We start from the raw sequence: 26,322 nt of genomic DNA on the forward strand, positions 1-26,322 counted from the left end.
CGCTGTCCATTGGGTCCGAAGGGCAGGCGCTGTATTATCTTGCCAATACAGCTTGCACAGTGGGCATGGGCACGCCATCTTGGCCCAGCGTCTTTTCGTTCCAGGGTAAAGCCATGGCCAGCACTTCGACCGATACCGTATCCCCGATCACTCTCACCCCGCCCGATCCGGTGCCGGTGGTCGCGCCAACGCAGGCGGCCGGCCTCGTGCCGGTGGCGGACGAGACCAAGTCGAAGCTCGAGGCGCGGGCCGAGGCATTCGTGGCGGATCTCGTTGCTCAGGATGCGGCGAGCCCCGAATTCGGCAAGCGGGTCGATCAGCTCGCCAACATGGGCCGCAAGGAAATCGTCGCGGCGGCGGGCATGTCGAACCGGTTCCTCGACCGGCCGGTGCGCGCGATGGACAAGGATTCGGGCGTCGGCGCCGATCTCGCCGCGCTGCGCCGCACGGTTGAGGAGCTTGATCCCGGCCGGCAGGGCAAGCTCTCGGGCCCGCGCAAGATCTTCGGCATCATTCCCTTCGGCAACAAGCTCAAGACCTATTTCGACAGCTACCAGTCCTCGCAAGGCCACATCAAGGCGATCCTCGACCGGCTTGCTTCAGGCAAGGACGAGCTCCTCATGGACAACGCCGCGATCGATGTGGAGCGCGGCAAGCTGTGGGAAGCCATGGGCAACCTCGAGCAGATGATCCACATCTCCAAGGTGCTCGACAGCAAGCTGGAAGATGCGGCGGCTGACCTCGATCATACCGATCCCGCCAAGGCCAAGGCGATCCGGGAAAGCGCGCTGTTCTACACCCGCCAGCGCACGCAGGATCTGCTGACGCAGATGGCTGTCGCGGTGCAGGGCTATCTCGCGCTCGATCTCGTCAAGAAGAACAATGTCGAGCTGGTGAAAGGCGTGGACCGCGCCGGCACGACGACGGTGGCGGCGCTGCGCACGGCGGTGACGGTGGCGCAGGCCATGACCAACCAGCGCCTCGTGCTCTCGCAGATTACCGCGCTCAACACGACGACCGCGAACATCATTGATTCGACGGGCAAGCTGCTGCGTGAGCAGACCGGCAAGATCCACGAGATGGCCGCCTCGAGCACGATCCCGTTGGAGACGCTGCAGCGCGCCTTCCAGAACATTTACGAGACGATGGACACGATCGACACGTTCAAGCTCAAGGCGCTTGATGCGATGAAGCAGACGGTGGACACGCTTTCGGGTGAGGTCGAGAAGTCCAAGGGCTACATCGCGCGGGCCGAAGGCGCTTCGCAGGCCAAGCTCGAGGGCGGCGCGACCTCGCCGCTGCTGAGCCTTGAAGGCTGAGCTGCTGATGGCGGACAGTGCGTCTGGCAGCAGCCGGATCCTTGCCGAGGCGCGCTCCAGCCTGAAGCACCAGCAGGCGGGGGGGCGCCGCGTGAGCGTGCGGTCGATCGGGCGGCGCTCGGCGGAGCTCAAGCGGCTGCACCTGGCGCGCAAGGCGGCGCGCGTGGCTTTTGCGGTCATGGCGATCCTGTTTGCGGCGCTGGTCGCGGGGCTGGTGATCGACGGGATCGGGTTTGCCGGAGTGATGGTGACGTTTCTGGCGCTGGTCGCGGCGGTAGGCCTGCTGGCGACTTTCCCCCGGCTCAAGGTGCCCGAGATCGGCGCGCTCAATCGGGGCGATGTGCGCTCCATGGTGGCGCGGACGGAGTTATGGCTGGAAGCACAGCGGCCCGCACTGCCTGCGCCTGCGGTGAATCTGATCGACCAGATTGGCGTCCAGCTGGACGGTCTCGGCCTGCAGCTTGAAGGCGTCGATCCGGCGGAACCGGCGGTTTCCGAAGTTCGCAAGCTGGTGGGCGAGCATCTGCCCGGCATGGTCGAGAGCTATCGCCGCATCCCGGCAAACCTGAGGCGCGAGACGCGCGACGGACGCAACGCCGACCAGCAACTCACCGACGGGCTCGGCAAGATCAGCCAGGAGATCGATGCGGTGACGCGCCAGCTTGCGGCGGGTGATCTTGATGCGCTGGCGGTGCGTGGGCGGTTCCTCGATTACAAGTACGGGGATGGTCTGGATCAGGCCGCGCTGCAGCTTGCCCCGCCAAAGGCGGAAGCCTGATGCGCGTTTCGATCCCCCACACCCTTGGCAAGGATGAACTGCGCCGCCGCATGGCTGCGCGGCTGGGCGATGCCGAGGACAAGGCCAAGGGCATGCTCGGCAGCCTCGCCACGGTCGAGACCACTTGGTCCGACGAGGACACGCTCGCGCTGCTGGTGAGCGCGATGGGCTATACCATCCCCTGCACCGCAACGATTGCCGAGGAGAGCCTCGATTTCGAGGTCACAATCCCGGTGGGCGCGGGCTTTGCGCGCCGCATGATCGAAAGTGCGGTTCGCGAGAAGGGCGAGCGGTTGGTGGGTTGAGGCTGGCGCCTGCTCGCCACCTTTGAAGGGAGAAGGTGATTCTCGCAGCGACCCAGAGGAAGCAGAGGACGCAACTGCGGCGAAGCCGCTGTCACCACTATCCAACCGCCGGTTTGAAAGCGTGCGGAAGGCCTGCGGCGCCCGCTACCTCTCTGCGATCTCAGCTTCCTCAGCGTCTTTGCGAGAAACCCCGGCCCTCAAGCCGCCAGGCTGTAAGGCTCGATTTCGCCCGCGAGGTACAGCTTCTTCGCTTTGGCGCGGCTCAGTTTGCCCGAGCTGGTGCGCGGCAGCGTGCGCGGCGGGACGAGTTCGACGACGCAGTTCATGCCGGTGATGGCGCGGACCTTGTCGCGGATCTGATCGCGCAGCTTTACTCGCTCGGCGGGGTCGGAGACGCGGCAGTGCACGAGCACCGCCGGGGTTTCCTCACCACTTTCGGTCTCGACCGAGAAGGCGGCGATATCGCCCTGGTGGAAGCCCGGAAGCTGCTCCACCGCCCATTCGATATCCTGCGGCCAGTGGTTCTTGCCGTTGATGATGATCATGTCCTTGGCGCGGCCGACGATGAACAGGTAGCCCTCTTCGTTGAGGTAGCCCATGTCGCCGGTATCGAGCCAGCCGCCGACCATGCAGGCCTCGGTCGCTTCGGGATCGCGGAAATAGGAGTGCATGACCGAGGACCCGCGGCACCAGACCTTGCCGATATGGTGGTGGGCAATAACCTCGCCGTGCTCGCCGCGCACTTCGACTTCCATGCCGCGCACCGGCTTGCCGCAGTTGACGATGGCCCGGTAGCGCGCGGGGCGCGAGAGATCGCGCGGGGTGCCGGAAAGGCGCTCTTCCTCGACGAGTTCGACGCGGATGCCTTCGCCCGGCGGCATCAGCGTGACCGCGAGCGTGGCTTCGGCAAGGCCGTAGCTGGGGAGGAACGCGGCCGCCTTGAAGCCGGCATCGGCAAAGGCGTTGACGAAGCTTTGCATCACATCGGGCCGGATCATGTCCGCGCCGTTGCCGGCAACCCGCCAGCGCGAGAGGTCGAAGCGTTCGGCAACGCTGCTCTGGCTCGAGATGCGGCGGGCGCAGATGTCGTAGCCGAAGGTGGGCGAGTAGGACATCGAGGTGCCCTTGTTGCGGCTGATCAGATCAAGCCACGCCAGCGGACGGCGCGCGAAATCCTCGGTCTTGAGGTAATCGGCGGAAACCTGGTTGGCGATCAGCGAGAGGAAGCAGCCGACGAGGCCCATGTCGTGATACCACGGCAGCCAGCTGATGGCCCGGTCGCCGGGCTGGAACTTCATGCCATGCGAGTGGCCGGCCAGGTTGGCCATCAGCGCGCGGTGGGTGACCGCGACGCCGTGGGGGAAGCGGGTCGAGCCGCTGGAATACTGAAGATAGGAAATCGCGTCCGGATCGGGCGTGGGCAGCGGCGCGTCCGAAGGTTCGGCTGCGGCGGCGAATTCCTCCCAGGTCAGGCCCTTGCAGCCGCAGCGCTCCGAAGCGGCGGCGCAGATTGCGGCTATCTCGTCCGGATAGAGCAGCATCGACGGATCGGAGCTGGCGATCTGCACGGCCAGCTGTTCGATGTAGTTTTCCTTGCCGCCGAAGCTGGTGGGGAGCGGCAGCGGTACCGGCCAGGCACCAGCATACATCGCGCCGCAGAACAACGCGGCAAAATCGGCGCCGGTCTCGGCGATCAGGGCAACCCGGTCGCCCGGCTGCACGCCCAGCGCGATCAGGCGGCGCGCGGCGACGAGCGCGTCGGCGCGCAGTTCGGCATAAGGATAGACGCGGGAGAGCTGGCCGCGCGCATCGTGGAAATTGAGGCCGCAAGGGCCCTCTGCCGCGAAGTCCAACGCCTCGCAGAAGGTGGCGAAATCGGCAAAGCGCCGGGGGCACCCGTCATCGTTGGGCGTGGGTACCAGTGCGGCCTTGGCGGCGGCATCCAGGACGGTCATGCGAAACCCCGTTATCATTTTGAGTTGGTTGCAGGGGGCCGGAATGGCCAGTTCTGTCCCCGCGTCGAGACAAGGGATGTTCCCATTTACGCGGGACTGTGGCACGAATGTGGCATGTCGTTTACCAGTTCCGCGCGTGCGCCCGGCCGAACGGGTCGGGGCAGCCGGCGCGAGCCCCCTCCGCCGCTCGATGCCGCGGCGCTTGATGCGCTTGCGCTGTCCTATGTCGCGCGTTTTGCCACGAGTTCAGGAAAGCTCACGGACTATCTCAAGCGCAAGCTGCGCGAGCGCGGCTGGGCGGAAGAGGCGCCGGCAGACGTGCCCGCCCTCGTCGGGCGCATGGCGGTGCGCGGCTATATCGACGATGCGGCCTATGCTTCGGCGAAAGGTGAGGGCCTCAGGCGGCGCGGTTATGGCGCGCGGCGGATCGATAGCGCGCTGGACCATGCCGGCATCGCCGCGCCCCTGCGCGCGGCGGCGCGCGGCAGCGAGGGCGAGCGGCGCCGTGCCGTGCTCGCCTTCGCGCGGCGCAAGCGGCTCTGGCCTTATGCCGGGGCGCGCTGTCTTGATCCTGCCACAAGGCGCAAGCATCTGGCGGCTTTCATGCGCGCCGGGCATGGGCTTGACCATGCGCGCCGGGTGATGGATGCGCCGAACCTCGAAGAACTGGAAGAATGGGCCGATGACCATGCCGATGACGACGATCTGGACTAGAGCCGCCAGCCTCGCGCTGCTGATCGCAGCTGTCGGCTGTTCACCGCTTGCAGCGGGATCGAACCCGGCCCAGGCTCAGGCATCGACCGCCGCCCCGGCAGCGGCGGTGCACCCGGTCTCGGGTCTTGCGATCGTGCCACTCACCGTCACAACCGCCAGCGGGGCCCATACCTTCAAGGTGGAAGTTGCCGCGAGCTTTGCCGAGCAGGAGCGGGGCCTGATGTTCCGCGCGGTCATGGGCGCGGACGAGGGGATGATCTTCCCGATGGACCCGCCGCGTCGCACCGCGTTCTGGATGAAGAACACGGTGATCCCGCTCGACATCATCTTCATCGGCGCGGATCACAAGGTGCTCAACATCTTCGCCAATGCCGTGCCCTACGACCTCACGCCGCTGCCTTCCAAGGGCGATGCGGCGGCGGTGCTCGAGCTTAACGGCGGGCGCGCGGCACAGATCGGGCTCAAGGCAGGCGACACCGTCACCTGGTAAGCCCGAGCTACCAGGGCAGCAGCACCACTTTCCCGCCAAGCCCGCCCGCCGCGATCCGGCGGTGGACATCAGCGGCGGCGGAAAGTGGCAGCCGGTCGGCCACGACCGGGCGGATGCGGCCCTGCTGCAGCCATCCGAGCAGGGTAGCCATGTCGGCGGCGAACTGGTCCGGATGGGCCTTGCGGTGGTCGGTGATCGAATACCACAGCGCGCGGCGGCGCCCGAACAGCGGGCTCAGCAGCGTCCAGAACTTGAGCCGGGCAAGGCCGAGCCCGGCGGCGATCAGGCCCTCGCCGCCGGTTGCCATGGTTTGCGAGCCATAGCCGACAAGCACCCCGCCAAACGCGAGCGCGGCGAAGGAGCGCGCGAAATGAGCGCCGCCGATCGCATCGAACGCCGCATCGACTCCGCGGCCCGCCGTTGCTTGCCGCACTTCGGCGACAAAATCGCCCGACGCGTAATCAATGGCCTGCGCGCCATGGCTCTCGACGAGGCCCATGTTGTGCGCCGAGCAGGTGCCGATGGCGGTGAGCCCCATGGCGCGGGCCAGATCGAGCATCGCCGTGCCGACCGAGCCCGACGCCCCGATCACGAGAATGCGAGCGCCGGGCTCCACCCGAGCAGCGCGGGTCAGCATCTGGTACGCAGTCATGTAGGCCAGCGGCAGGGACACCGCCTCTGCCGGATCGACGCCCTCCGGCACGGGTACCAGCGTCGCGGCGGGGCGCAGGGCATATTGGGCATAGCCGCCAACCACAGTGAGATCGGCGACCATGGTACCGACGGCGGGCGCGGTGACGCCCTCGCCGAGTGCGTCGACCACTCCCACGAGTTCGTAGCCGGGGGTGAAGGGCAGCGGGCCCTTGAAATCGGGATAGCGGCCCATCCGGATAAAGGTGTCGGTAAAGCCGGTGCCCGCGGCGAGCACCTTGATCCGTGCCTCACCGGGGCCGGGCCGGGGCAGGTCCGCTTCGGTGACGAGTTCGAGGACCTCGGGCCCGCCGAACCGGGCAATCTGGATATGCTGCCAGGGCACGCGCTTGTCCTTGTGCCGGGGATGAGGGCGCCAGACTATGGGCGCGCCGCAGTAATGCCAACCGCTTATGCGCGCGGCATGCATCCGCTGCTTGCCCAACCCCCCTTTCAGACGCTAAGCGCCCTTCCCATGAGCATTCTCGGCAAGATCTTCACCTGGTGGGACGGCGCCACCTTCGGCACCATGCTCGACAGCGCGCGCAACGGCGTGAAAGTCGGTAAGGACGCGCAGGGCAACACCTATTTCCGCGCGCGCAAGCCCTATCCCAAGGGCCACCCCTTCGTCGGTCGCGAGCGGCGCTGGGTGATCTACAACGGCGCTAACGACGCGAGCCGCGTTCCCGCCGAGTGGCACGGCTGGCTCCACGGCAGCATAGACGGTATTCCCGAAAGCAACCTGCCGCCGGCGCGCATCTGGGAAGTGGAATTCACGCCCAACGCCACCGGCACTTCCGCCGCCTACCGCCCGCAAGGCGCGCTCGAGCGCGGCGGCAAGCGGGCGCCGGCGACGGGCGACTACGAAGCCTGGTCGCCCGAGGGCTGATGCGTCCCATCACACCGCTGCTGCTGGCGACCACGGTGCTGGCGCCCGGGCTGCTGGCGCTTTCTGCCTGTGGCGACAAGCAGGGCACCGAAGCCCCGCCGCCAATTGAGGCGACTCAGGGTGCAGGACCAGCCGCATCGGCTTCGGGCGGAGTGGTGGAGAGCGAGTTCGGCACTCCGGTGAAGGATCGCGTCGCCACACTGGGGTTCCTCAACAAGCGCAACAACATCACGCAGGTGATCGAGCTGAAGAGCGGCGAATCGCGGCGTATCGGCAATGCCATCATCAAGCTTGCCACTTGCGAGCGTACCGCGCCGTGGGAGGACCCGCCGGAGACCGGGGCCTTCGTGCAGCTTTTCGTCGAGGAGCGGGCGACGACGAAGGAAAAGCTCGCCTGGCACAAAGTGTTTTCAGGCTGGCTGTACAAGAACGCGCCTGCGCTCAACGTGGTCGAGCACCCGGTCTATGACGTGTGGGTCAAGGACTGTGCGATGAAGTTCCCCGGCGAGGAGGACAGCCCTGCCGCCGCCGCGTCGACCAGCAGCGCGGCAAAGCCGGCGGGCAAGCCGCCTGCCGCTCCGGCCGCCCGGGTTGCCCCTGCCGCCGATCCGGCCCCGGCCGAAGACGCGCCGCCGGCCTGACCGGCGATCGCGGCCTGCAGCAGATCAAGATAGCGCCCCTGGCTGATCTCTATCGCGCCCAACGAGGCGAGGTGGGGCGTGGTGAACTGGCAATCGAGCAGTGCCGCCCCGGCACGGCGCAGCGCCGCAACTAGCCACGCAAGCGCGACTTTCGAAGCATCGCTGGTGCGGCTGAACATGCTTTCGCCGCAGAACACTCCTGCGAAGCCGACGCCGTACAGTCCGCCGACGAGAACCTCGGTCCCGCCGGGGCCTTCCTGCCATGTCTCGATCGAATGGGCATGGCCGTGGCGGTGCAGTTCGCGATAGCTTTCGGCGATGCGGCGGCTGATCCAGCTGTCTTCGGCATCGACGCGCGGTGCGGCGCAGGCATCGATCACCGCGTCGAAGGCTTCGTCACAGGTTACCCGGAACCGGCCGCGTCGCAGCGTGCGCGCGAGGCTGCGCGAAAGGTGGAAGCCATCGAGCGGGAGAATCGCCCGCATGCGCGGCTCTACCCAATAGACTTCGGGGTCGTCGCGGCTGTCCGACATCGGGAAGATGCCGGCGCGATAGGCCTGGAGCAGGAGCTCTGGCGGGATGATCGGTGTCTCTGGGCGCAGCATCTTGGACAGAATGTTCTTTCCCTTGGTTGCGCTGGCCGCGTCAACCCACTAAGGGCGCTTTCTCCGGCACAGGAGTGTAGCTCAGCTGGTAGAGCATCGGTCTCCAAAACCGAGGGCCGGGGGTTCGAATCCCTCCACTCCTGCCAGTCCGTTCAATCGGACACGCGCCGTTTCCCACTTTCGCGAGTTTGCCCGAAGCGGCGCGCCTGCCAAGGTGCGGCCGCAAGCCTGCCCTCCTGCCGAAAGCTCCTCGCACCATGACCGTCAAGGCCTATGCCGCCCAAGCCGCCGACCAGCCGCTCGGGCCCCATGCGATCGAGCGCCGCGCAGCGGGGCCGGACGATGTGGTGATCGCCATCGAATACTGCGGCGTCTGCCATTCAGACCTCCACACCGTGCGCGGCGAATGGGGCGGCACGCTGTTCCCCTGCGTGCCCGGGCACGAGATTGTCGGCACCGTCAGCGCCGTGGGCAGTGCGGTGACGCGATTCGCGCCCGGCGATACGGTGGGCGTGGGCTGCATCGTCGACAGCTGCCGCACTTGCGCCGCCTGCGGCGAGGGGCTGGAGCAGTTCTGCGCCAGCGGGATGACCGGCACCTACAATTCACGCACCCCCGATGCGCCGGGCCACACGCTGGGCGGTTACTCCGAACAGATCGTGGTGGATCAGGCCTATGTGCTGGCGATCCGCCATCCGAAGGATCAGCTCGCCGCCGTCGCCCCGCTGCTCTGCGCCGGGATCACCACCTGGTCGCCGCTGCGCCACTGGGGCGCCGGGCCGGGCAAGCGAGTCGGTGTCGTCGGCATCGGCGGGCTTGGGCACATGGGGATCAAGCTCGCGCGCGCGCTGGGCGCCGAAGTGACCGGCTTCACTACCAGCCCGGCCAAGCGCGAGGCCATTCTGGCGCTCGGCGCGCATCACGTGGTGGTCTCAACCGACAAGGCCGAAATGAAGGCTGCGCGCGAGAGCTTCGGCCTCATCATCAACACCGTCTCGCACAGCCACGATCTCGACCCGTTCCTGATGGCGCTGGCGCGCGACGGGACCATGGTCATGGTCGGTGGGCCCGAAAAGCCGCACCCGATGCCGACGCTGTTCCACATGCTGACCCGGCGCCGCAGCCTGGCCGGCTCGCTGATCGGCGGGATCGCCGAGACGCAGGAGATGCTCGATTTCTGCGCTGAGCACGGCGTTGTCTCCGACATCGAGCTGATTCGCATGGAAGAGATCGAGGCGGCCTATGCGCGGATGCTGCAGGGCGATGTGCGCTACCGCTTCGTGATCGATACGGGCACGATCTAGTCGCGGCCTTCATCGGCCCCGGGCCATGCACCAAAGAAGGTGGTTCTCGCAGAGATGCGCAAGGATGCAGAGTCCGCCGAGGGCTTTGTCATGGACGCGGCAGCCTTGATTCGGCGAGACGTCGAGCGTTCCGGCGCAATGCGGTCATGCGGCTGAGAGAGCCTCTTCGCGGTCTCTGCATCCTTGCGCATCTCTGCGAGAAACCGGCGACCCGCGCGATGCTCTCCCTCCTGCCCTTGCCAATCTCGGGCCAAACGCCTAAATGCGTGATTCTTCCGACATCGGAGCCTTCACCTGCCCCTCCCGGACCTGTCCGGGGCGGCGATGAAGCCTAGCCGGAAGCCGTGGAAAGCCCCCGATCACCGGGGGCGCGAGCAGGAACGCGTGATGGCAAAGTTGAGCCCCGGTGAATTCATCAACCAGGTCCGCGCCGAGGCGCGCAAGGTGATCTGGCCGACCCGCGCCGAGACGACCTCGACCGCGATCTTCGTCGGCATCATGATGTTGATCCTGGCGGTATTCTTTCTCGGGATAGATGCCCTGTTCAGCACGATCGTGCGCCTGCTGCTTTCACTGGCCTGATCGCCAGCCACTCGTAACTCTGACTGACTGATTGAGGACTGCCCCAATGGCCCGCTGGTACATCATTCACGCCTATTCCGGCTTCGAGAACAAGGTGAAGGAAGCCATCCTCGCCGAAGCCGAGCGCATCGGCCTGTCGCAGCTGGTCGAATCGGTGGAAGTGCCGACCGAGACCGTGACCGAGGTGAAGCGCGGCAAGAAGGTGCAGGTCGAGCGCAAGTTCATGCCCGGCTACGTGCTCGCCAAGCTCGCCATGAACGACGACATCTACCACCTTGTGAAGAACACCCCCAAGGTGACCGGCTTCCTCGGCAACAACAACAAGCCGCAGCCGATCTCGGACAAGGAAGCCGCCCGCTACTTCGGCGCGCGCGAAGCCGCTGCCGCCGAACCGCGCAAGCAGGTGCTGGTCGATTACGAGATCGGCGATTCGGTCAAGGTCAACGCCGGCCCGTTCGCCTCGTTCAACGGCACGGTGGAAGAGCTCGATTTCGAGAAGCAGCGCGTCAAGGTCGCCGTCTCGATCTTCGGCCGCGCGACGCCGGTGGAACTGAGCTTCGAGGAAGTCGAGCTGGTCAAGTAAGGCGCGGGGGGCAACCCCCGTTACCACAGCCGCTTCACGGCGAACTCGTCGAACAGCCCTTCGTTCGATACCAATACCATGTCCTCGACCAGCGCCTGCGCGATCAGCAGGCGGTCGAACGGGTCCTTGTGAGCAATGTTCATCTCGCCAGCGAGCCGGGCGTGACGGACGCTGATCGCCAGTTCGTCGAAGCCTTGCCCGGCGATCACAGCCTCGAAGTTTTGTGCCAGCAGCGCGGCGTCAGGCAGCTTGCCGATACGGTAATTGGTGGCAACCTCCATGGCCGAGGCTGCGCTGACCGCGACAGGGCACCCTTCATCGGCAATCGCGTCGCGGGCGCGATCACCACTTCCTCGCCCGCGAGTGAATCGGCGATAAGGCGGGACAAGTTGGTCTTGGCATCGTGAACCGAGAACTGGGCCATGCGCTTCTCCTTAGCCAACTAGATAGCTAATTTGATGAGGACGGGCACGATACCTGGAAGATTACGGCAACACTTACTCAAATCCCCAAACTCACCCGTGATCGCAAAGAGTGCTTCAAGGGTTGTTTGTGCCCGGCGAGGACCATGCCTGCAATCGCAACTCCCGGTTCACAGCCGAGAGCATCCCGCTGTCGAGGCATGTGAATCTGTTGCCAGGTTGGTTAACCCACCCATCCGGATTTCTCGCGAAGTCGCGCGGCCGGTCTGCTCAACATATCCTCTTATAGGCATGCCACACCCCGCGCGGCGAGGTCTGTGCAGCAGAGGATATGCGATGTTTCAAGCAGTAAAGGTTGGCACGGAGTTTCTGGTCAACACAGCGACGGCGAATGACGAATCCACTCCATCGATCACGGAGCTGGCGAATGGGGGCTTCGTAGTCACGTGGACTGACCGTAGCGGCACGCTGGGTGACAGCAGCCTGGACGCGACCAAGGCGCAAGTGTTTGGTCCGGACGGGAGCAAAGTGGGGTCCGAGTTTCAGGCCAATACCCAGACCTCAGATAATCAGAACGCGCCTTCGATCATCGGCCTTGCGAGCGGCGGCTTCGTTGTAACGTGGAGCGACGCCAGCATGATGGATGATCCGTCCGGCGCGGGCATCAAGGCGCAAATCTTCAGTGCAGACGGTGTCAAGGTGGGTTCCGAGTTTCTGGTCAATACAGAGAAGACGGTCAGCCAGATCAACTCGAAGATCACGGGCCTGGCGAATGGCGGGTTCGTGATTACGTGGCAAGACTACAGCGGCACGCTCGGCGATGGTGCCGGCGCCAGCATCAAGGCGCAAATCTTCGGCGCTAACGGAGCCAAAGCGGGCACTGAGTTTCTGGTCAACACCGAGACGGCGATGGATCAGAACCAGCCTTCTGTCACGGGCCTCGCGAATGGTGGCTTTGTGATAACATGGCATGACTGGAGCGGCACGCGGGGCGATAGCAGCGATACCAGCATCAAAGCGCAGGTTTTTGACGCAGATGGTGACAAGGTTGGGTCCGAGTTTCTGGTCAACACATCGACGGCGAGCTTTCAGTTCAGACCAACGATCACGGGCCTTGTGAACGGCGGCTTTGTGATCACCTGGCAAGACTTGAGCCGCGAACTGGGCGATAGCACCTATTCCAGTATCAAGGCGCAAGTCTTTGGCGCAAACGGTGCCAGGGTGGGTTCGGAGTTTCTGGTCAACACCGAGACGACGAACAACCAGTTCAGCCCGGAGATCACCGGGCTTGTGAACGGCGGCTTCGTCGTCACGTGGGACGATACCAGCGGCACGTTGGGCGATGACAGCGGGGGCAGTATCAAGGCGCAAGTCTTCGGTGCAGACGGCACCAAGGCGGGATCCGAGTTTCTGGTCAACACCAAGGTAGCGAACGATCAGCTCGGCTCGACGATTACGGGCCTTGTGGACGGCGGCTTCGTAGTGATGTGGCGCAATCAGGATCTCACTAACGGCGTCAGCGGCTACAACATCAAAGCGCAGATCTTCACCCTGATCAACGAAGGCACCACCGGCGACGACGACCTCACCGGCAGCAGCGCCAACGACGTGATCCAGGGTCTGAAAGGCAGCGATCAGCTCGATGGCGGGGCCGGTGATGACAGGCTGATGGGCGGGAGCGGCGACGATACCTATGTGGTGGATGCGCGCGGCGACAGGGTGGTCGAAGATGTCGACGCGGGAACCGATACGGTTCACACCGATCTCGCCAAGTATGCGCTTGGCGCCAATGTGGAGAACCTCACTTTTACCGACGGCTCCTCCCACGTGGGGGTGGGCAATGTGCGCGCCAACTGGATCATCGGCGGCACCGGCAACGACTGGCTCGATGGCCGGGGCGGGGCCGACAAGCTGGAAGGCGGGGCCGGGAATGACCGGTACGTGGTCGATGCGGCGGGCGACGAGGTGATCGAGGCGGCGGATGCCGGGATCGACAAAGTCATCGCGTCGGTCTCTCACACGCTCGCCGCGAATGTTGAGAACCTCACCCTCTCCGGGGCCGCCGCGATCAATGGAGCCGGGAACGCAGGCCGCAACATCATCATCGGCAACGCCGCAGACAATGTCCTGGTCGGACTGGCCGGCAACGACCGGCTGGTCGGCGGCGCAGGCGACGATGTCTTGCGCGGCGGGCTAGGCAAGGACGTGCTGACGGGCGGCGCGGGCGTGGACTGGTTCGTTTTCGACACCGTGCCGGACAAGGCGACCAACCTCGACAAGCTGACCGATTTCGTTTCGGGGACCGACGTGCTGTTGATCGGCAAGGTATTGAACACCGCGTTCACCACCGTGGGCGCGATTGGCGCCGAGGTGTTCTGGTCGGGCGCGGGGGTGAACGGCGCGCACGATGCGGACGACCGGCTGATCTACAACACCTCGAACGGCGTGCTGAGCTTTGATCGGGATGGAACCGGCGCGGAGCAGGCTGTGCAGATCGCGGTGCTCGTCGGCAAACCGGCGCTGACCTTCGAGGATTTCCTGATCGCGGCCTGACTGTTCAGCAGGCCAAGGATCAGCGGCGGAGCGGGGTTCCCGCCCCCTCCTGCCGGATTGCGACCCAGGTGCTGAACCGATGCGGGCCTACTCGGGCACGCGCCAATCCGCCGGTTTCCAGCCCGGCGGCGCCACCATGTCCTGCACTGCGATTACCTGCCACTTGCCCTTGCGGCGCACGGCGGTGTCGGTCCAGATGAGGACGCGCGTAGTCTCGCTGCCATCGGGTTTGACGAGGACGGCGCTCTCATAGCCGTAGACCATCGCCAGGTCGGGGCCGTAGAAACGGACCTTGGCGGCCAGCAGCTTGCAATCGCGCTCTTTCTCACCGCCCGGCGCGGCGGTGCCGGGGGTGAGCATGGCGGACCGGCGGTAGAGCAACCCGGACGGGCTCGTTCCGATGAAGTCCTTGGCGATATAGTCCTTGACCACGCTGCTCGGCGTGCAGCTGTCCTCCGCCCAGCGCCGTTCCTGCTCAAGGAGATAGCGGGCTGCCGGATCGCTGTCCGCCGCCCAGCGGCCCGTCCGAGCGGGCGCTGCCGAGGCCAGGGCGGGTGCGAGCAGCAGGGCCGAAGCGGTAGTGGCGGCAATGGCGTGACGGTACAGAGCAATATGGCTTTGCAGGCTCATGGCATCGTCCCTCACGGCTTGATCCCGAATTGCGCGTAGAAGTGCCCGACGTCGGGATAGACCGTCTTCGCCGCCTTCGACAGCGCTGCCGCCTTGCCCTTGTCGCCCATGCGGTCCGCCACGATCGAGGCCATGTAGAGCGAGGCGGTCTGCTCGGGCTCGGCTGCCAGCGCCGCTTCGTAGTCGGCCATGGCTTCCTTGAGGCGGCCGCTGCGGAAATAGACCAGCGCGCGGCTGTCCATGTACATTGCCGGGTCCGAATCGAGCTCAATCGCCTTGTTGCAATCGGCGAGCGCGGTATCGAGCGCGGTGTTGCGCAGACCCAGATACCAGCACCGCGCATTGCGCAGACGGGCCGAGGAGCCGCGCTTCTCCAGCGCCTCGTCGAGCATTGTCATGGCCTCGTCGTGCCGGTTGGCCTGCTCGAGCCGGTCGATTCGTTCGAGGAAATTGGACAGGCCGTCGTCGGTCGCGATGTCGATATCGGCGGGGAGCAGTTCGAGCCCCTCGTCGGCCTTGCCCGTGTCGATCAGATCGTAAGCGAGGCTGCTGCGCGCGTCGGCATTGCCCTGTTCGAGATCATAGGCGGCCTGGGTATCGGCGAGCGAACCGGCGCGGTCGCCGAGCTTGCTGCGCAGCGCCGCACGCTTGAGATAGCGCTCCGCCGAGGCATCGACGGCAAGGGCCTTGGTATAGTCCGCCTCAGCCGCGGCCCAGTTGAACAGCGTCCGCTCGAACCACGCGCGATCGGTGAGGCGCGTGGCGTCGTCCGGCTTTTCGGCAATGCGCGCATCGAAGATCGCCCGAACCTTGGCAAGTGCGGGGCTGTTCTTGCGGCGCGCCACATCGTCCCACCACTTGGGGTAGGAGGGATCGAGCGAGGCGCGCGCGGTGCGGTCCATCGCGTCGGAAATCGCCTTGGCGGTGCCGCTGGCCTTGTCCGCCGCGATTTCCACGCCGCTCTCGCGCGAGGTGATGTCCTCGGTCAGCTCGCCGCCTGCGAGCGTGATACTGCGCTGCCAGTTGACCGCCGGCAGATCGAGGCTGCCGGGTTCGGCCCCGGTAAGCGTGACGCCCTTGCCCTGATCGGGCAGGCGCCACACGGTGTGGCTGCGCGCATGCCATGGATCGTCGATCAGCGCCGGGATCGCGCGCCAGGCCGCCCGGTCGCGCGGGGCGTTGTAGGTGACCTTGAGGCCCGGAGGCAGGGCAAGGCCGTAGTGCCCGTCGCGGTACTTCCAGTTAGGATAGGCGATGCCGTCGAACTCGAGCGTCCAGACCGCAGACTCCGCGTCCCAAGCGGCACGGGGCTTGCCGACGAAGGTATCGCCGACCCAGCTGTCCGCTGCCTTTTCGGCAACGCTGGTCAGCTTCTCGTCGAAGCTCGGGCCCGGATCGACCTTGTACGAGACGGCGTAAGTGCCGTTGTAGCGCAAGGTCATGTGGTATGGCGTGGCAAGGTGCGGCCCGGCGGTCATGTCATAGACAAGGTCTGCCTCGATATCCGGGCGGGTGCGTGCGCGGCGCGGCAGATCGCGCAGCGTAGGCGCATCGCTGCCCATCGGCAGGACGTAGCCATAGCGCGGCACATCGCGGATATCGGCAAGGCGCGAGCCGAGCATGGTGCCATCGAGCCAGAAATCCTCGCCGCCGACAGTGGCGTGGACGAACACGTGATCGAACGCGAGCGCGGAAGGCACCAGATCGGGCACGGCATCGCCGCGCTTGCTGTTGGCCATGACCGGCTCGGCAGTGATCCCCAGCCGGTCGAGAATGGCGAGCAGCAGCATGGTCTTGGCCTTGCAGTCGCCATAGCGCTTGGCCCAGGTATCGGCCGGGGTCTGGGGGACGTAGTTGCCGTTGCCCATCGCGATGAGCTCGTAGCGCACCTCGTCCTGCACCAGCCGCAGCGCATCAGCCATGCGGCGGAGCGGATCGGGCGAGTGCGCGGCAATGGCATCGACCCGCGCGGCCAGATCTGAGCCCGGGGCAATCGTGCCCTTCACTGCATAGAGCGGCCGCATGACCTTGGCGACCGCGGCCCAGTCAGGGAAGCTGGAGAACTGGATCAGAGGCTGCGCCGTGTAGCGCGAGGGCGCATTCTTGGGCGTATCGGGCAGCTTGGGCACGGGGAGCGGCACGACCAGCTCGGTCCAGGTGCCGTCCAGCGGCTTTGGCGTTAGCGGGAGGTTGGGGATGAGCGACTTGACGGTGAGCGGCTGGTCCGTCTTCCACACCAGCCGGGCGCGTCCGAAGCCGACCTTCAGCGGCGCGGGGAAGAGCACCAGCGCATCCTGCACATGGCCCGCCAGCACAGTATCGCGCTCCGAGAGGCTGAACACCATGCGCAGGGCATCGCCCACGCGCAGCCCCTCGATATGCTTCACCGCGGTGAGCTGGCCGTCGACCATGAGCCGCTCCAGCCCCGCCTCGCGCCGGATCACGGTGATCCCCTCACCCTTGCCGAGCACGTCGATCACCTGATCGCCGCGCAGGATCTCCAGCCGGTGGAGCGTGAGATCGCCGTGATCGGGCTGCCAGCTCAGCGAGAGCGTGCCCATCTGCAGCAGCGCTTCGGGACTGGAGGCCTGGCGCATGGTGTCGACATAGACGGTGGTGGTGTCGCCATCGACCAGCACCTGCTCGTCAAAACGCACCGCGCTGTCGGCCTTTAGCACCGGCGGCGCGGGGGCGATCCAAGCCGGCGCCGGGGCGACGAGGACCTTGTCCGCAGCGAAGGCCTGGCAGGTGGAAAGTGCGGACAACAGTAGCGCACCGAATAGCTTGTTTCGCAATTTTCGCCCCGGAATTCCGTAGATTTAACTAGGGATACCTTAACCCCGCCAAAGCGCAACGGCGCGTCGCACCAAATTGGTGTGGGGCATGGCGGAAAGTGTGCAGGGCCGAGCCGATGAATGCAGGCGGGCTGACGCGGAGCCAGGTCGGCGGATGGAGAGGTGCCGGGACCAGTTGCTTCGGTGCGGCCATGAACCCGATCAGGCACAGCGCCCTGTTGCGACCGCATCGGTCCCGTTTCACGTTGACGGCGAGCGTGTCTGGCAACACTCTTGGCTTCAAGTGCGCGGCTATTCTGCCCTGAGAAGCGTATTCGAGCGAGAACAGCGGCGATCATGGCGACATTTATTGGTCAGACCGGCGCCATCAACAGCTTTACCGGCACGGCACTTGCAGACCGGTTTCTGTGGGCGGCGGCAAACCTGGACAGTCTGGACCGCGCTGCAGGCGGCGGCGGGGCGGATACGCTTCAGCTCACGACCGGGGGGCTGCTCGCCAGCACGGCGCTGCAGGGGGTGAACGCGATCGAGCGGCTTGTGCTGGCGAAGGCCGGCAGCGGGCTTACTCTGCTCAACGCGAACTTCGCCGGAGTGGCCGGGGCGAAGATTGTGGTGCGGGGCGGCGACGGCGATGACACCGTCGATGCCGCAGGCCTCACGGGCACGAACCGGATCGATGTGACGTCGGGCGCCGGGCTCGACGTATTGCGGGGCGGCGCGGGGCGTGATGTGTTCCGCTTCACCGCGGCCGATCTTGCCGGCGATACAGTGAGCGGGGGTGGCGGGAGCGACATGCTCGTGCTGACCAGCGCAGGGGCCGTGGCGCCCACCGGGCTCGCCGAGGTGAGCGGGGTCGAAACAATCTTCCTCGCGAGCGGTGGCAACCAGATCACGCTGACCGACGCCAATTTCGCCGCGCCGCTGCTTTCCGGCAGGCTGGTGGTGCGCGGTTCGGCCGGGGCCAGCACGATCGATGCTGCCACTCTCACCGGTACGCATGGCCTGTCCTTCATCGACGGCGGCGGGGTCGATACCATTCTCGGCGGCGGCGCTACCGACTTTGCCAGCTATCTCAACGGCCGGATCTTCGGTACCGATACCTTCGATGGCGGCGGCGGGACCGACCGGCTCACGTTCGATCGCTCGATGGATTTCACCGGCGGCACGATCAGCAATGTCGAGCAGCTGATCCCGGTCGCGCCGAAGCGCGTGGCGGTGACGATAGGCGGAGACAGCGCCGCCGGGTTCCGCTCCTTCGGCCGCACCCGGCTCGACGGCTTGTCGGACACCTACACCATCGAGCTCAGGGCCGGGAGCAGGACCGATCTTTCCGGGCTGACGCTGCGCAATGCCGATGCGGGCGATGCGATCCATGTCGTCGGCGCGATCGGCAACACCCGCGTCGTGCTGTCGTCCTCGATCGCCCGCTTCACTGGCAGCTGGGACGCCGATACGGTCGGGTTTGCGCCGGGCGGGGGATACAAGCCGGGGGTGGTGATCGAGACCAGCGCGGGAGAGGACCGGATCTTGTTCGATGTCGGCGCCTCCGGTTTCCTCTTCGATGGCGGCGACGGGTTCGACACGCTGGTCATGAACCATGGCGGCACAGCCAGCCTGACCGGCCAATCCTCGATCCGCAATATCGAGAGCATCGACGCCTCGGGCTCCGACAAGGCGGTCAACATCACCGGCCTCAGCGGCACGGACGATGCCGTGCTGATCGGCAGCCGCTACGCCGATGTCATTGCCTCGGGAAACAGCTTTTCGACCATCACCGGCGGGCTTGGCGCGGATGTGATCACCGGCGGCGCGCGGGGTGACACCTTCCTTATCTATTCCACCGCCGAGGCGCAGGGCGATACGATCACCGGCGGCGATGGCTACGATCTGCTCGAGATTCGCGGCTCGACCGACCTTTCGCGAGGGACACAGTTCAGCGGCATCGAGCGGATGATACTGGCCGCCGCAAGCGCGGATGACACGTTCACGAATGCCAGTGTCACGGTGATCCTGCCTCCTGCGCTGGCTGCCACGCTGTCCGAAATCGAAGGCAACATCAGGTTCACGGACTCGCTGGAAACCCTTGTGGTCAAGGCGGACTCGACCTCGCTCGATATCTCGAATCTGCGCTTCCTCTACTGGGGCAGCGAGGACCGGGTCCTCATCGAGGGCACCCGCGGCGATGACACGATCCGGGGCAGCATGGTCGCCGACCTGTTCACGGGTGGCGGCGGCGCCGATACCTTTTTCGGCCTTGAAGGCGACGACATCTTCCCGATCGACTTCACGCTCAAGCGGATCGACGGAGGTGACGGGCGCGACACGATTCTGCTGGATACCGGGGGTCTGCCTGCGTCAACGCAATCAATTACCTGCGATCTGAGGGCAGGAACGCTGACCTACAGCACCGCTTCGGGGGATCAAGTCCAGATCGTGAAGCTGATCGAGATTGTCGATTTCAGCAAGATCGGCGCCGTATCCACCACGCTCATCGGTGACGAATTTGCCGAGGTGCTGATCGGCGGTGCGGGGGCGGACACCCTCAAGGGCGGCAGGGCGTTCGAAAAGGTCGTTGACGACGGTGTGGTCGACACGCTGACAGGCGGCGGCGGGGCGGACCGGTTCCAGTGGGATATCCTGACCTATGTCCCCGACCAGGTGACCGATTTCACGCCCGGCGAGGACAAGCTGGTGTTTCCGGAGAAGGTCTTCAATGTCGACGGGATGCCTTTCGACAAGATCGCCTATTCGCTGCTCGACAGGCAGGACGCCGATATCATCGTGGCCGATATCGGTCTCAATGAACGCGAGGTCACGCGCGAGCTTCGAAAATTCGAATTCAAATATTTGACCGATTTTTTCCTGATTTCGCGCGACGCGAACGGGCATGATATTCTCTACTATTTTCGAGATACGCGCCTTGACTTCATGGACTCTGACCCACCGACGGTTGCCGTGATTGCGGATCTGGGTACCGACTACAAAGCGGATCTGAACGACTTCCTGTTCATCTGATCGCGGCCCGGCGCGCGCAGCCCCATTGCATTCGCAGCCCGTCCCCGCTAATGGCGCGCACTTCCGGCGGGGCCTGCCTCCGCCTGATTCCGTGCGGGAGGGTGCCACAAGCATCTGTCTGACCGCTCACTCTGCGGGGCCTTTGGGCTCCAACAGGAAGAAAGGAGGCCCCTCGTGGCCAAGAAGATTGACGGGTACATCAAATTGCAGGTGAAGGCTGGCGAAGCCAAGCCCTCGCCGCCGATCGGGCCGGCGCTCGGTCAGCGCGGTGTGAACATCATGGGATTCTGCAAGGAATTCAATGCTGCCACGCAAGAGGTCGAGAAGGGCACCCCGCTGCCCACGATCATCACGGTCTATTCGGACAAGTCGTTCACTTTCGTGACCAAGACCCCGCCGGCGACCTTCCTCATCAAGAAGGTGCTGGGCCTGAAGTCGGGTTCGAAGGAGCCGGGCAAGATCTCTGCGGGCAAGATCACCCGCGCGCAGCTTGGCGAAGTGGCGCAGACCAAGATGGCCGATCTGAACGCCAACGACATGGACGCCGCGATCAAGATCATTGAAGGCTCGGCGCGCGCCATGGGCCTGCAGGTAGAGGGTTGATCCGATGAAGGTGACCAAGAACCAGAAGGCGCTCGCGGAAAAGCTGGGCGACAACCAGAAGCTCTACAAGGTCGATGAGGCGATCCAGCTTCTCAAGGACCTCAAGCGCACCAAGTTCGACGAGAGCATCGAAGTCGCGCTGAACCTCGGCGTCGATCCGCGCCACGCCGACCAGATGGTCCGCGGCATGGTGACGCTGCCTTCGGGCACCGGCAAGGACGTCAAGGTCGCCGTGTTCGCGCGCGGCGACAAGGCCGAAGCGGCGCTCGCCGCCGGGGCTGACAAGGTCGGCGCCGAAGACCTGCTCGAGGACATGCAGAACGGCAATCTCGACTATGGCCGCGTGATCGCGACGCCGGACATGATGGGCATCGTCGGCCGCCTCGGCAAGGTGCTGGGCCCCAAGGGCCTGATGCCGAACCCGAAGCTCGGCACCGTCACCCCCAATGTCGCGGATGCAGTCAAGGCGGCGAAGGCCGGCCAGATCGAGTTCCGCGTCGAAAAGGCCGGCATCATCCACGGCGGTATCGGCAAGATGAGCTTCTCGAACGAGGCGCTGCGCGCCAACTTCGACGCGTTCGTCGACGCGATCGTCAAGGCCAAGCCCGCCGGCGCCAAGGGCAAGTACCTGCGCAAGGTCGGCCTGTCCTCGTCGATGGGCCCGGGCCTCAAGGTCGACGTGGCGGAAGTCCACGGCGGCTGAGCCTGCCGGACATCTCGAAAACAAAAGGCCGGGAGGGGAAACCTTCCCGGCCTTTTGCGTTTCAGAAGACGACCCAGGTGAACAGGCGCAGCGCGTTGTTGTCCGCCGCATTGGCCCCGGCGCCATCGTAGTTGCGGCGTGCGCCGTCGAAGTGGCCATAGGCAGTGAACTGCGCCCCCACACGCAGCGCGGCGCGGGGGCCTAGCGGTGAGGATCCGTGACCCCAAGGCGTATAGTCGACTTGCGCCATCACGCCGTTGCTGTTGGGCCGCCCGCTGCCGGAGTAGAGGAATCCGTTGGCGGTGCCGCTCGTGGCAAACACGCCGAGCGTGGCGCCCACTTTGCCGCGCCAGTTGTAGGCCACGGCGCCGCGCAGTTCCTGCAGCGTGACATCGGCGCAATCGGCAGGCGCGAGCGCGAGCAGGCACGTGGCATGAAGGCCTGCCTTTTCATGGACATAGCGCATGTCGATGGCGAATGTGTTGCCTTTCGAATCTGGCCTTAGCCAAGACACGTCGAGCCCTACGTCGGAATGGTGGTCGGTGCGGCCGGTGCTGCGATCGCGCCCCGGATTGAGCTGGGCCTTCAGTGCGAAGGCGCCCACCTCCAGCGTGCCGCTGCCCACGTCCTTCTGGTAAGCAATACGGGCATAGGGCGCGAGGCCGTGGATGTCCCCCGGATCGGCGGGATCGGCGCCGAGCCAGCGCAGGGTGCCCGCCTTGGGCGAGGTATAGGCGCCGCCTTCGAGATAGAGCTTGCGATCGATCCAGGCATAGGCGGTGACGCCGAGCGTGTTTTGCGCAAGGCCCCCGTCGATCAGCGCAGCGGCGCCCGGCGTCCCCGAAACGGCGGTGTCGGTATAGGGAAAGCCCCAGGCAGGCGTGGTGTTCCACACGTCCTGCGTGGTCGGGCTGTTGTTGAGCGTGAGGCCGAACACCGCGTCCTTGCCCAGCACCTTGCCCTGCGTGACCGCGCGCAGATCGACATTGTCCCACCCCCAGACGCGCCCCACACCATCATAGGTGACCTGCACGAAGCCGCCGAAATGCTGGCCGACGCCGCCCGCCAGGAACACGCTGCCCTGATCGAAGGCGAAGTTGTCATTGGCCTTCAGGCGATCGGGCGCGGGCACCTGGTCCCCCCGCGTATGGGTGAACGAGCCGATTGCCATCGCTGCCAGCGGCACGTTGAAAGGCTTGGTGCGCAAGGTGTAGCCGCCAAGCTTGAATTCGCGGCCAAACGAGGTGAGCTGCGGCCCGAACCCGCCGACATGGCAGGCCTGGCAGGGCTGGCCGGTTTGCTCGGCAAAGCTCGGCACCGCTTGTGCGGGCCGCGCCAGCACCAGTGCGGCGAGCGCTGCTGCCAGCGGGAGCGCGGCGGGAAGAGTGTGGCGGATCTTCAGGCGGACGCGGGGCGTGGGCGAAGTGAAGTGATCGCTAGGCATCTTGGCTGTGCTCCTTGCCGGTGATGACAGGGGCCTAGCGCCGATCCGCTGGCGGCGAATTGGCTGGGGTCAAATCGCGCGCTATTATCGTGATTTATGCGGTCAACGGCCTTTGACCAGCGGGGAGGTGTAGGCAGGATCGTGCGCGAAGGGGAGCGGGGCGCCGGTGCGCAAGGCTTCGAGCACGGCGGCGAAATCCGTCCGGCAGCGAAACCCAAGTTCGGTTTCGGCGAGTGCGGGGTCGTAGACGCGCCCAAGGCTTTGGGGGAGCTGCCAGCCGCGGGCGGCAAACAGCGCCTCGGCATCGGGAAAGCGTTCGCGGATGAGGGCGGCGGCGTTTGCCTTCAAGGCAGCGGCATCGGCGCGGGAGAAAGGCGGCGGGGCGCTGACAAGATAGAGGCCGAAGCCGATCACCGGCGCCTTCTCGAGCGCGGCCACATGGGCGGCGGCGGCATCCTCCACGGTCAGCCGCCGGTGGAGCAGTTCGATCGCCTTGAGGTTCTCCCCCGATGGCCGCTTGTGGGTGTCGTCGTCCTCCGGGAAGAACCGCGAGGTCCGCAGCACGGCGCAGGCCAGCCCGTGATCCGCCGCATGAAGCCGGCACAGCCCCTCGGCGGCGAGCTTGGTGACACCGTAGATATTGCGCGGCGCTAGCGGCCCGGTCGCCTCGTCCAGCCACACCGCATCGGGCGATTCCTCGCGCCGGATTGCCTCGCTGATCATCAGCGAGGTGGTAGAGGTCATCACGAAGCGGTCGTGGCCCGCCGCGCGCGCGGCTTCGAGGAGGTTGAGCGTGCCGGTAACGTTGACGTCGATAAAGGCCTGCACCGGATAGCGCGCGATATCGGGCTTGTGCAGCGCGGCGGTGTGGATCACCGCATCGATGCCGAGACCCATGGCGCGATCGACCACCGCGCGGCTCGCAATGCTGCCGACGACATGCGTCTCGGGCCCCGGCGCCAGATCAAGCCCCGTCACGCTATGCCCCACCTCGCGCAGCGCGGGGGCGAGGAAGCGGCCGAGCCAGCCCGAGGACCCGGTAAGCAGCACGCGCATCAGCGGCCTCTCGCGTTGCCAGCCGCAAGGTTTGCTGGCGTGTAGCACTCGGCAACGAGGCTGATCGCGCGCCCATCCTCGAGGCGCAAGACGGCCTTGTGCGAAAGCACCGTGCCCGCCGGGCATTCCGCCGCGCGGCCCCGGCGGCTGGCGAGCCGTTCGCGGTGGAAGCCGAGCGGGCGAACAACCGTGCCGAAGGGCGTGTCCGTGGTTTCAAGCGCGGTGTTCATCGCGGGCGTGAGGCGCGCGGGGACATACCAGTTCTTCGCGTCCGAGAGCACAGCGCCGCCGCACAGCAGCTGGACATGGCGGAAGGCGACCGGTTCGTCCGGGCCAATGCCGAGAGCGGTGCGGATGGCGGGGGAGGGGGCTTCGCTCGCGCTGCGGTCGGCCAGTGCGCGGATCGCGGCGGGCGCGGCGATGCGGTGCTCGGCGCACCAGTTGGTCAGCGCTGCGGTTGCGCTGTCGTTGGCGGCGAGCGTACGCTCGAAGCGGCTTAGCATTGGGGAGCAGGCAGCGAGTGCGAGGGTTGCGATGGCCAGCAAGGCCTGTCCCGGCAGGCGCCCGCCCAAGTTCCCGTTCGTGTTTTGAGAACTGGTCATCGGGCGGCTGGTGTCAGATGCCCCCCGGCACCGATGTGCGGCCAATCGCGGTGAGCCCGTCCACCAGCACCTGGGCGCAGGCATCCAACTCCGCCTGGTCCGTCGAACGGATCACGAAGTTCGCGCCGACCTTGCCTTCGCGGAAGAAGGGATAGCTGCCGATCTGGCAGCCCTCGTGCGCCTTCTCGGTCTCGCGCAGCAGGTCCGCCACTTCGCTTTCGGCGACCCAGCAGCCGATGGTCGCGGAAAGCAGCGGCAGGCCGCCTTCAAGCGTGCCCGTCAGCCCGTCGAGCATCTGCGCCGTGATCCCCGGCACGCCGGCCATCAGAAACACATTACCCACCTTGATCCCCGGCGCGCCCGAAAGCCGGTTGGGAATGAGATCCGCCCCATCCGGCACCCGCGCCATCCGCAGCCGCGCCGGATTGATCCCCCCGCGGGTCTCGTAATAGCGGGTGAGCATCGCCTCGGCCGCAGGATGGATCACCACCGCCACCCCCAGCGCCTCGGCTACCGCGTCGACAGTGATGTCATCATGCGTCGGCCCGATGCCGCCCGTGGTGAAGAGGTAGTCGTTGCGCGCCCGAAGCGCATTCACCGCCTCGATGATCGCCGCCATGTCATCGGGCACAACGCGCACTTCGCGCAGCCGAATGCCCTGAACGCCCAGCCACGCCGCCACCTGCGCGATGTTCTTGTCATGCGTGCGGCCAGACAGGATTTCGTCACCCACCACGACAAGCGCGGCGGTCCAGATACGGGTGGTTTGGGTCATGGGGTGAGCGATAGCGCATTGGGTGAAGGGCGCAATGGGGCTTTGGTGGTGGGGTGGGTGGTTGTTTTCGCCCAGAGACGCGGAGAGAACTGAGAGGGAAGGAATAGGGGCAGGATCGGGTTATTCTCTGATTTTGGGTGCTGTAGCCAACACTTGCTAGAATTTGCGATACATAAAACTTACTTGTAGTCGCTTATGCCCAAAAGAATCAGCGATTTTTGGCAGCCTCAACGGAACCTATTGATATTCATAAACTGAATCGGCGTTCGGAGCAATGATTATGCGGCGGCAATTTCCGTTTAAATCAGCAATAACCCATATGTGAGCAGCTAGAGATGGCTGCAAAACATGCATGCCCGGCTGAAGAGGTGGTGTAAGGCCATTGGAATTTGGTATTTCCATGCTTTGACCGTTGTGTGTTATCGAAAAAAGTCGAATAGGATAAATAGATTTGTTTATAAAATCAATGTTAACTGCCTGATTTTTCGGGGGAGATTTAAGATTTTTTCGTATTGACACTCAAGTGATGATACAGACTTGGGTGTTGGTTCCGTTGATATTTGGGCTGAAGCAGACTTATCCGCATGAAGTTGGTTGTATGCAATAATCAAACTCGCCGTAGCCGAAATCAATGTGGTAATTGCACCAATAAATGTCGGGAATTTCTCAAAAAAACCTTTTACAGGCTCAGCCATTTCGCACCCTCCCGCGCATTTCACTGGCTAGTAGAGCTAATCTGCAAAAAAAATTTGTCTAGATCGTTAGGGCAGGCCGGGTGAGGGTGGCACTTCAATTTATACAATGCCACTGCAGTCTAGCACTACTTTGGCAGAAGTGCATTTTTCGGATTCCCCTGAGTCGCTTATGGT

General features: G+C 65.2%; 24 protein-coding genes, 1 tRNA gene and 1 pseudogene. 15 read left to right on the top strand and 11 right to left on the bottom strand.

The window, feature by feature from the left end:
• Window positions 1-113: 113 nt before the first annotated feature.
• Genes WCL10_RS15495 through WCL10_RS15505 form a run of 3 tightly spaced genes read left to right on the top strand, consistent with a single transcriptional unit; the run spans window position 114 to window position 2,402 of the window.
• Window positions 114-1,319, top strand: coding sequence for a toxic anion resistance protein (locus tag WCL10_RS15495; RefSeq protein WP_336896570.1), 1,206 nt, complete (start codon window positions 114-116; stop codon window positions 1,317-1,319).
• A gap of 7 nt (window positions 1,320-1,326) precedes the next feature.
• On the top strand, window positions 1,327-2,097 hold the full coding sequence (locus WCL10_RS15500) for a hypothetical protein (RefSeq protein ID WP_336896571.1): 771 nt from the start codon (window positions 1,327-1,329) through the stop codon (window positions 2,095-2,097).
• Window positions 2,097-2,402, top strand: coding sequence for a hypothetical protein (locus tag WCL10_RS15505; RefSeq protein ID WP_336896572.1), 306 nt, complete (start codon window positions 2,097-2,099; stop codon window positions 2,400-2,402). The genes WCL10_RS15500 and WCL10_RS15505 overlap by 1 nt, the downstream gene beginning before the upstream one ends.
• Before the next feature lie 197 nt (window positions 2,403-2,599).
• Here the strand turns inward: WCL10_RS15505 and WCL10_RS15510 are convergent, their stop codons facing one another.
• Window positions 2,600-4,357, bottom strand: a complete 1,758-nt coding sequence (locus WCL10_RS15510; RefSeq protein WP_336896573.1) for a fatty acyl-AMP ligase — start codon at window positions 4,355-4,357, stop codon at window positions 2,600-2,602.
• 114 nt (window positions 4,358-4,471) lie between these two features.
• Between WCL10_RS15510 and WCL10_RS15515 the strand changes: the two genes are divergently transcribed.
• Both WCL10_RS15515 and WCL10_RS15520 read left to right on the top strand, forming a co-directional pair.
• Window positions 4,472-5,071 (top strand): RecX family transcriptional regulator, encoded by a 600-nt coding sequence (locus tag WCL10_RS15515; protein WP_336896574.1) that lies wholly within the window; start codon window positions 4,472-4,474, stop codon window positions 5,069-5,071.
• A complete protein-coding gene (locus WCL10_RS15520; protein ID WP_336896594.1) occupies window positions 5,046-5,561 on the top strand; it encodes a DUF192 domain-containing protein in 516 nt (171 codons plus the stop codon). The genes WCL10_RS15515 and WCL10_RS15520 overlap by 26 nt, the downstream gene beginning before the upstream one ends.
• A 7-nt stretch (window positions 5,562-5,568) precedes the next feature.
• Here the strand turns inward: WCL10_RS15520 and WCL10_RS15525 are convergent, their stop codons facing one another.
• The gene (locus WCL10_RS15525; protein ID WP_336896575.1) at window positions 5,569-6,597 is read right to left on the bottom strand and encodes a medium chain dehydrogenase/reductase family protein; all 1,029 of its coding nucleotides are present in this window, start codon (window positions 6,595-6,597) and stop codon (window positions 5,569-5,571) included.
• Between the two features lie 129 nt (window positions 6,598-6,726).
• On the opposite strand from WCL10_RS15525, the gene WCL10_RS15530 reads away from it, so the two are divergent.
• Together WCL10_RS15530 and WCL10_RS15535 are read left to right on the top strand one after the other, a co-directional pair.
• On the top strand, window positions 6,727-7,140 hold the full coding sequence (locus tag WCL10_RS15530) for an NADH:ubiquinone oxidoreductase subunit NDUFA12 (protein ID WP_336896576.1): 414 nt from the start codon (window positions 6,727-6,729) through the stop codon (window positions 7,138-7,140).
• Window positions 7,140-7,568 (top strand): annotated as a pseudogene (locus WCL10_RS15535) (DUF2155 domain-containing protein); the annotation flags it as partial. The gene WCL10_RS15530 and the pseudogene WCL10_RS15535, both read left to right, overlap by 1 nt.
• Before the next feature lie 35 nt (window positions 7,569-7,603).
• Here the strand turns inward: WCL10_RS15535 and aat are convergent.
• Window positions 7,604-8,386 carry a leucyl/phenylalanyl-tRNA--protein transferase gene (gene aat, locus WCL10_RS15540; protein WP_336896577.1) on the bottom strand — a complete coding sequence of 261 codons (783 nt, stop codon included), beginning with the start codon at window positions 8,384-8,386 and terminating at the stop codon, window positions 7,604-7,606.
• A gap of 70 nt (window positions 8,387-8,456) precedes the next feature.
• On the opposite strand from aat, the gene WCL10_RS15545 reads away from it, so the two are divergent.
• The 4 genes from WCL10_RS15545 to nusG all read left to right on the top strand — a co-directional run bounded on the left by WCL10_RS15545 (window position 8,457) and on the right by nusG (window position 10,855).
• Window positions 8,457-8,532 (top strand) — tRNA-Trp (locus WCL10_RS15545).
• Window positions 8,533-8,643: 111 nt separating this feature from the next.
• Complete coding sequence (locus tag WCL10_RS15550) at window positions 8,644-9,690, top strand: NAD(P)-dependent alcohol dehydrogenase (protein ID WP_336896578.1); 1,047 nt, start codon at window positions 8,644-8,646, stop codon at window positions 9,688-9,690.
• A 387-nt stretch (window positions 9,691-10,077) separates the two neighbouring features.
• A complete protein-coding gene (gene secE, locus WCL10_RS15555; RefSeq protein WP_336896579.1) occupies window positions 10,078-10,272 on the top strand; it encodes a preprotein translocase subunit SecE in 195 nt (64 codons plus the stop codon).
• A gap of 46 nt (window positions 10,273-10,318) precedes the next feature.
• Window positions 10,319-10,855, top strand: coding sequence for a transcription termination/antitermination protein NusG (gene nusG / locus WCL10_RS15560; protein WP_336896580.1), 537 nt, complete (start codon window positions 10,319-10,321; stop codon window positions 10,853-10,855).
• Between the two features lie 20 nt (window positions 10,856-10,875).
• Here nusG and WCL10_RS15565 read toward each other — a convergent pair whose 3' ends face one another.
• Window positions 10,876-11,181, bottom strand: coding sequence for a type II toxin-antitoxin system VapC family toxin (locus WCL10_RS15565; RefSeq protein WP_336896595.1), 306 nt, complete (start codon window positions 11,179-11,181; stop codon window positions 10,876-10,878).
• Window positions 11,182-11,613: 432 nt separating this feature from the next.
• Here WCL10_RS15565 and WCL10_RS15570 point away from each other — a divergent pair, with 432 nt between their 5' ends.
• On the top strand, window positions 11,614-13,830 hold the full coding sequence (locus WCL10_RS15570; protein WP_336896581.1) for a calcium-binding protein: 2,217 nt from the start codon (window positions 11,614-11,616) through the stop codon (window positions 13,828-13,830).
• Window positions 13,831-13,917: 87 nt separating this feature from the next.
• Here WCL10_RS15570 and WCL10_RS15575 read toward each other — a convergent pair whose 3' ends face one another.
• A complete protein-coding gene (locus WCL10_RS15575; RefSeq protein ID WP_336896582.1) occupies window positions 13,918-14,460 on the bottom strand; it encodes a nuclear transport factor 2 family protein in 543 nt (180 codons plus the stop codon).
• An 11-nt stretch (window positions 14,461-14,471) separates the two neighbouring features.
• Window positions 14,472-17,225 carry a DUF3857 domain-containing protein gene (locus WCL10_RS15580; RefSeq protein ID WP_336896583.1) on the bottom strand — a complete coding sequence of 918 codons (2,754 nt, stop codon included), beginning with the start codon at window positions 17,223-17,225 and terminating at the stop codon, window positions 14,472-14,474.
• A 366-nt stretch (window positions 17,226-17,591) separates the two neighbouring features.
• Between WCL10_RS15580 and WCL10_RS15585 the strand changes: the two genes are divergently transcribed.
• The 3 genes from WCL10_RS15585 (at window position 17,592) to rplA (ending at window position 21,576) form a co-directional block, all read left to right on the top strand.
• Window positions 17,592-20,270, top strand: coding sequence for a hypothetical protein (locus tag WCL10_RS15585; RefSeq protein ID WP_336896584.1), 2,679 nt, complete (start codon window positions 17,592-17,594; stop codon window positions 20,268-20,270).
• 174 nt (window positions 20,271-20,444) lie between these two features.
• Window positions 20,445-20,873 (top strand): 50S ribosomal protein L11, encoded by a 429-nt coding sequence (rplK, locus tag WCL10_RS15590; protein ID WP_336896585.1) that lies wholly within the window; start codon window positions 20,445-20,447, stop codon window positions 20,871-20,873.
• A 4-nt stretch (window positions 20,874-20,877) separates the two neighbouring features.
• Complete coding sequence (rplA, locus tag WCL10_RS15595) at window positions 20,878-21,576, top strand: 50S ribosomal protein L1 (RefSeq protein ID WP_336896586.1); 699 nt, start codon at window positions 20,878-20,880, stop codon at window positions 21,574-21,576.
• A gap of 61 nt (window positions 21,577-21,637) precedes the next feature.
• Here the strand turns inward: rplA and WCL10_RS15600 are convergent, their stop codons facing one another.
• The 5 genes from WCL10_RS15600 to WCL10_RS15620 form a co-directional block, all read right to left on the bottom strand.
• Complete coding sequence (locus WCL10_RS15600; RefSeq protein WP_336896587.1) at window positions 21,638-23,020, bottom strand: hypothetical protein; 1,383 nt, start codon at window positions 23,018-23,020, stop codon at window positions 21,638-21,640.
• 102 nt (window positions 23,021-23,122) lie between these two features.
• Window positions 23,123-24,076 carry an NAD(P)-dependent oxidoreductase gene (locus tag WCL10_RS15605; protein WP_336896588.1) on the bottom strand — a complete coding sequence of 318 codons (954 nt, stop codon included), beginning with the start codon at window positions 24,074-24,076 and terminating at the stop codon, window positions 23,123-23,125.
• Window positions 24,076-24,579, bottom strand: coding sequence for a hypothetical protein (locus WCL10_RS15610; RefSeq protein ID WP_336896589.1), 504 nt, complete (start codon window positions 24,577-24,579; stop codon window positions 24,076-24,078). Before WCL10_RS15610 ends, WCL10_RS15605 begins: the two co-directional genes overlap by 1 nt.
• A gap of 112 nt (window positions 24,580-24,691) precedes the next feature.
• Window positions 24,692-25,453 (bottom strand): molybdopterin-binding protein, encoded by a 762-nt coding sequence (locus WCL10_RS15615; protein WP_336896590.1) that lies wholly within the window; start codon window positions 25,451-25,453, stop codon window positions 24,692-24,694.
• 455 nt (window positions 25,454-25,908) lie between these two features.
• Window positions 25,909-26,148 (bottom strand): hypothetical protein, encoded by a 240-nt coding sequence (locus tag WCL10_RS15620; RefSeq protein WP_336896591.1) that lies wholly within the window; start codon window positions 26,146-26,148, stop codon window positions 25,909-25,911.
• Between the last annotated feature and the right edge of the window lie 174 nt (window positions 26,149-26,322).

This window comes from Novosphingobium sp. (genome assembly GCF_037133355.1).
Taxonomy (GTDB): Bacteria; Pseudomonadota; Alphaproteobacteria; order Sphingomonadales; family Sphingomonadaceae; genus Novosphingobium.

What these genes read in the sequence shown, in the direction of transcription:
- WCL10_RS15495 (WP_336896570.1), top strand. Translation starts at nt 114, where the DNA reads ATGGCCAGCACTTCGACCGATACCGTATCCCCGATCACTCTCACCCCG.
- WCL10_RS15500 (WP_336896571.1), top strand. Translation starts at nt 1,327, where the DNA reads ATGGCGGACAGTGCGTCTGGCAGCAGCCGGATCCTTGCCGAGGCGCGC.
- WCL10_RS15505 (WP_336896572.1), top strand. Translation starts at nt 2,097, where the DNA reads ATGCGCGTTTCGATCCCCCACACCCTTGGCAAGGATGAACTGCGCCGC.
- WCL10_RS15510 (WP_336896573.1), bottom strand. Translation starts at nt 4,357, where the DNA reads ATGACCGTCCTGGATGCCGCCGCCAAGGCCGCACTGGTACCCACGCCC.
- WCL10_RS15515 (WP_336896574.1), top strand. Translation starts at nt 4,472, where the DNA reads ATGTCGTTTACCAGTTCCGCGCGTGCGCCCGGCCGAACGGGTCGGGGC.
- WCL10_RS15520 (WP_336896594.1), top strand. Translation starts at nt 5,046, where the DNA reads ATGCCGATGACGACGATCTGGACTAGAGCCGCCAGCCTCGCGCTGCTG.
- WCL10_RS15530 (WP_336896576.1), top strand. Translation starts at nt 6,727, where the DNA reads ATGAGCATTCTCGGCAAGATCTTCACCTGGTGGGACGGCGCCACCTTC.
- aat (WP_336896577.1), bottom strand. Translation starts at nt 8,386, where the DNA reads ATGCTGCGCCCAGAGACACCGATCATCCCGCCAGAGCTCCTGCTCCAG.
- WCL10_RS15550 (WP_336896578.1), top strand. Translation starts at nt 8,644, where the DNA reads ATGACCGTCAAGGCCTATGCCGCCCAAGCCGCCGACCAGCCGCTCGGG.
- secE (WP_336896579.1), top strand. Translation starts at nt 10,078, where the DNA reads ATGGCAAAGTTGAGCCCCGGTGAATTCATCAACCAGGTCCGCGCCGAG.
- nusG (WP_336896580.1), top strand. Translation starts at nt 10,319, where the DNA reads ATGGCCCGCTGGTACATCATTCACGCCTATTCCGGCTTCGAGAACAAG.
- WCL10_RS15570 (WP_336896581.1), top strand. Translation starts at nt 11,614, where the DNA reads ATGTTTCAAGCAGTAAAGGTTGGCACGGAGTTTCTGGTCAACACAGCG.
- WCL10_RS15575 (WP_336896582.1), bottom strand. Translation starts at nt 14,460, where the DNA reads ATGAGCCTGCAAAGCCATATTGCTCTGTACCGTCACGCCATTGCCGCC.
- WCL10_RS15585 (WP_336896584.1), top strand. Translation starts at nt 17,592, where the DNA reads ATGGCGACATTTATTGGTCAGACCGGCGCCATCAACAGCTTTACCGGC.
- rplA (WP_336896586.1), top strand. Translation starts at nt 20,878, where the DNA reads ATGAAGGTGACCAAGAACCAGAAGGCGCTCGCGGAAAAGCTGGGCGAC.
- WCL10_RS15600 (WP_336896587.1), bottom strand. Translation starts at nt 23,020, where the DNA reads ATGCCTAGCGATCACTTCACTTCGCCCACGCCCCGCGTCCGCCTGAAG.
- WCL10_RS15605 (WP_336896588.1), bottom strand. Translation starts at nt 24,076, where the DNA reads ATGCGCGTGCTGCTTACCGGGTCCTCGGGCTGGCTCGGCCGCTTCCTC.
- WCL10_RS15610 (WP_336896589.1), bottom strand. Translation starts at nt 24,579, where the DNA reads ATGCTAAGCCGCTTCGAGCGTACGCTCGCCGCCAACGACAGCGCAACC.
- WCL10_RS15615 (WP_336896590.1), bottom strand. Translation starts at nt 25,453, where the DNA reads ATGACCCAAACCACCCGTATCTGGACCGCCGCGCTTGTCGTGGTGGGT.
- WCL10_RS15620 (WP_336896591.1), bottom strand. Translation starts at nt 26,148, where the DNA reads ATGGCTGAGCCTGTAAAAGGTTTTTTTGAGAAATTCCCGACATTTATT.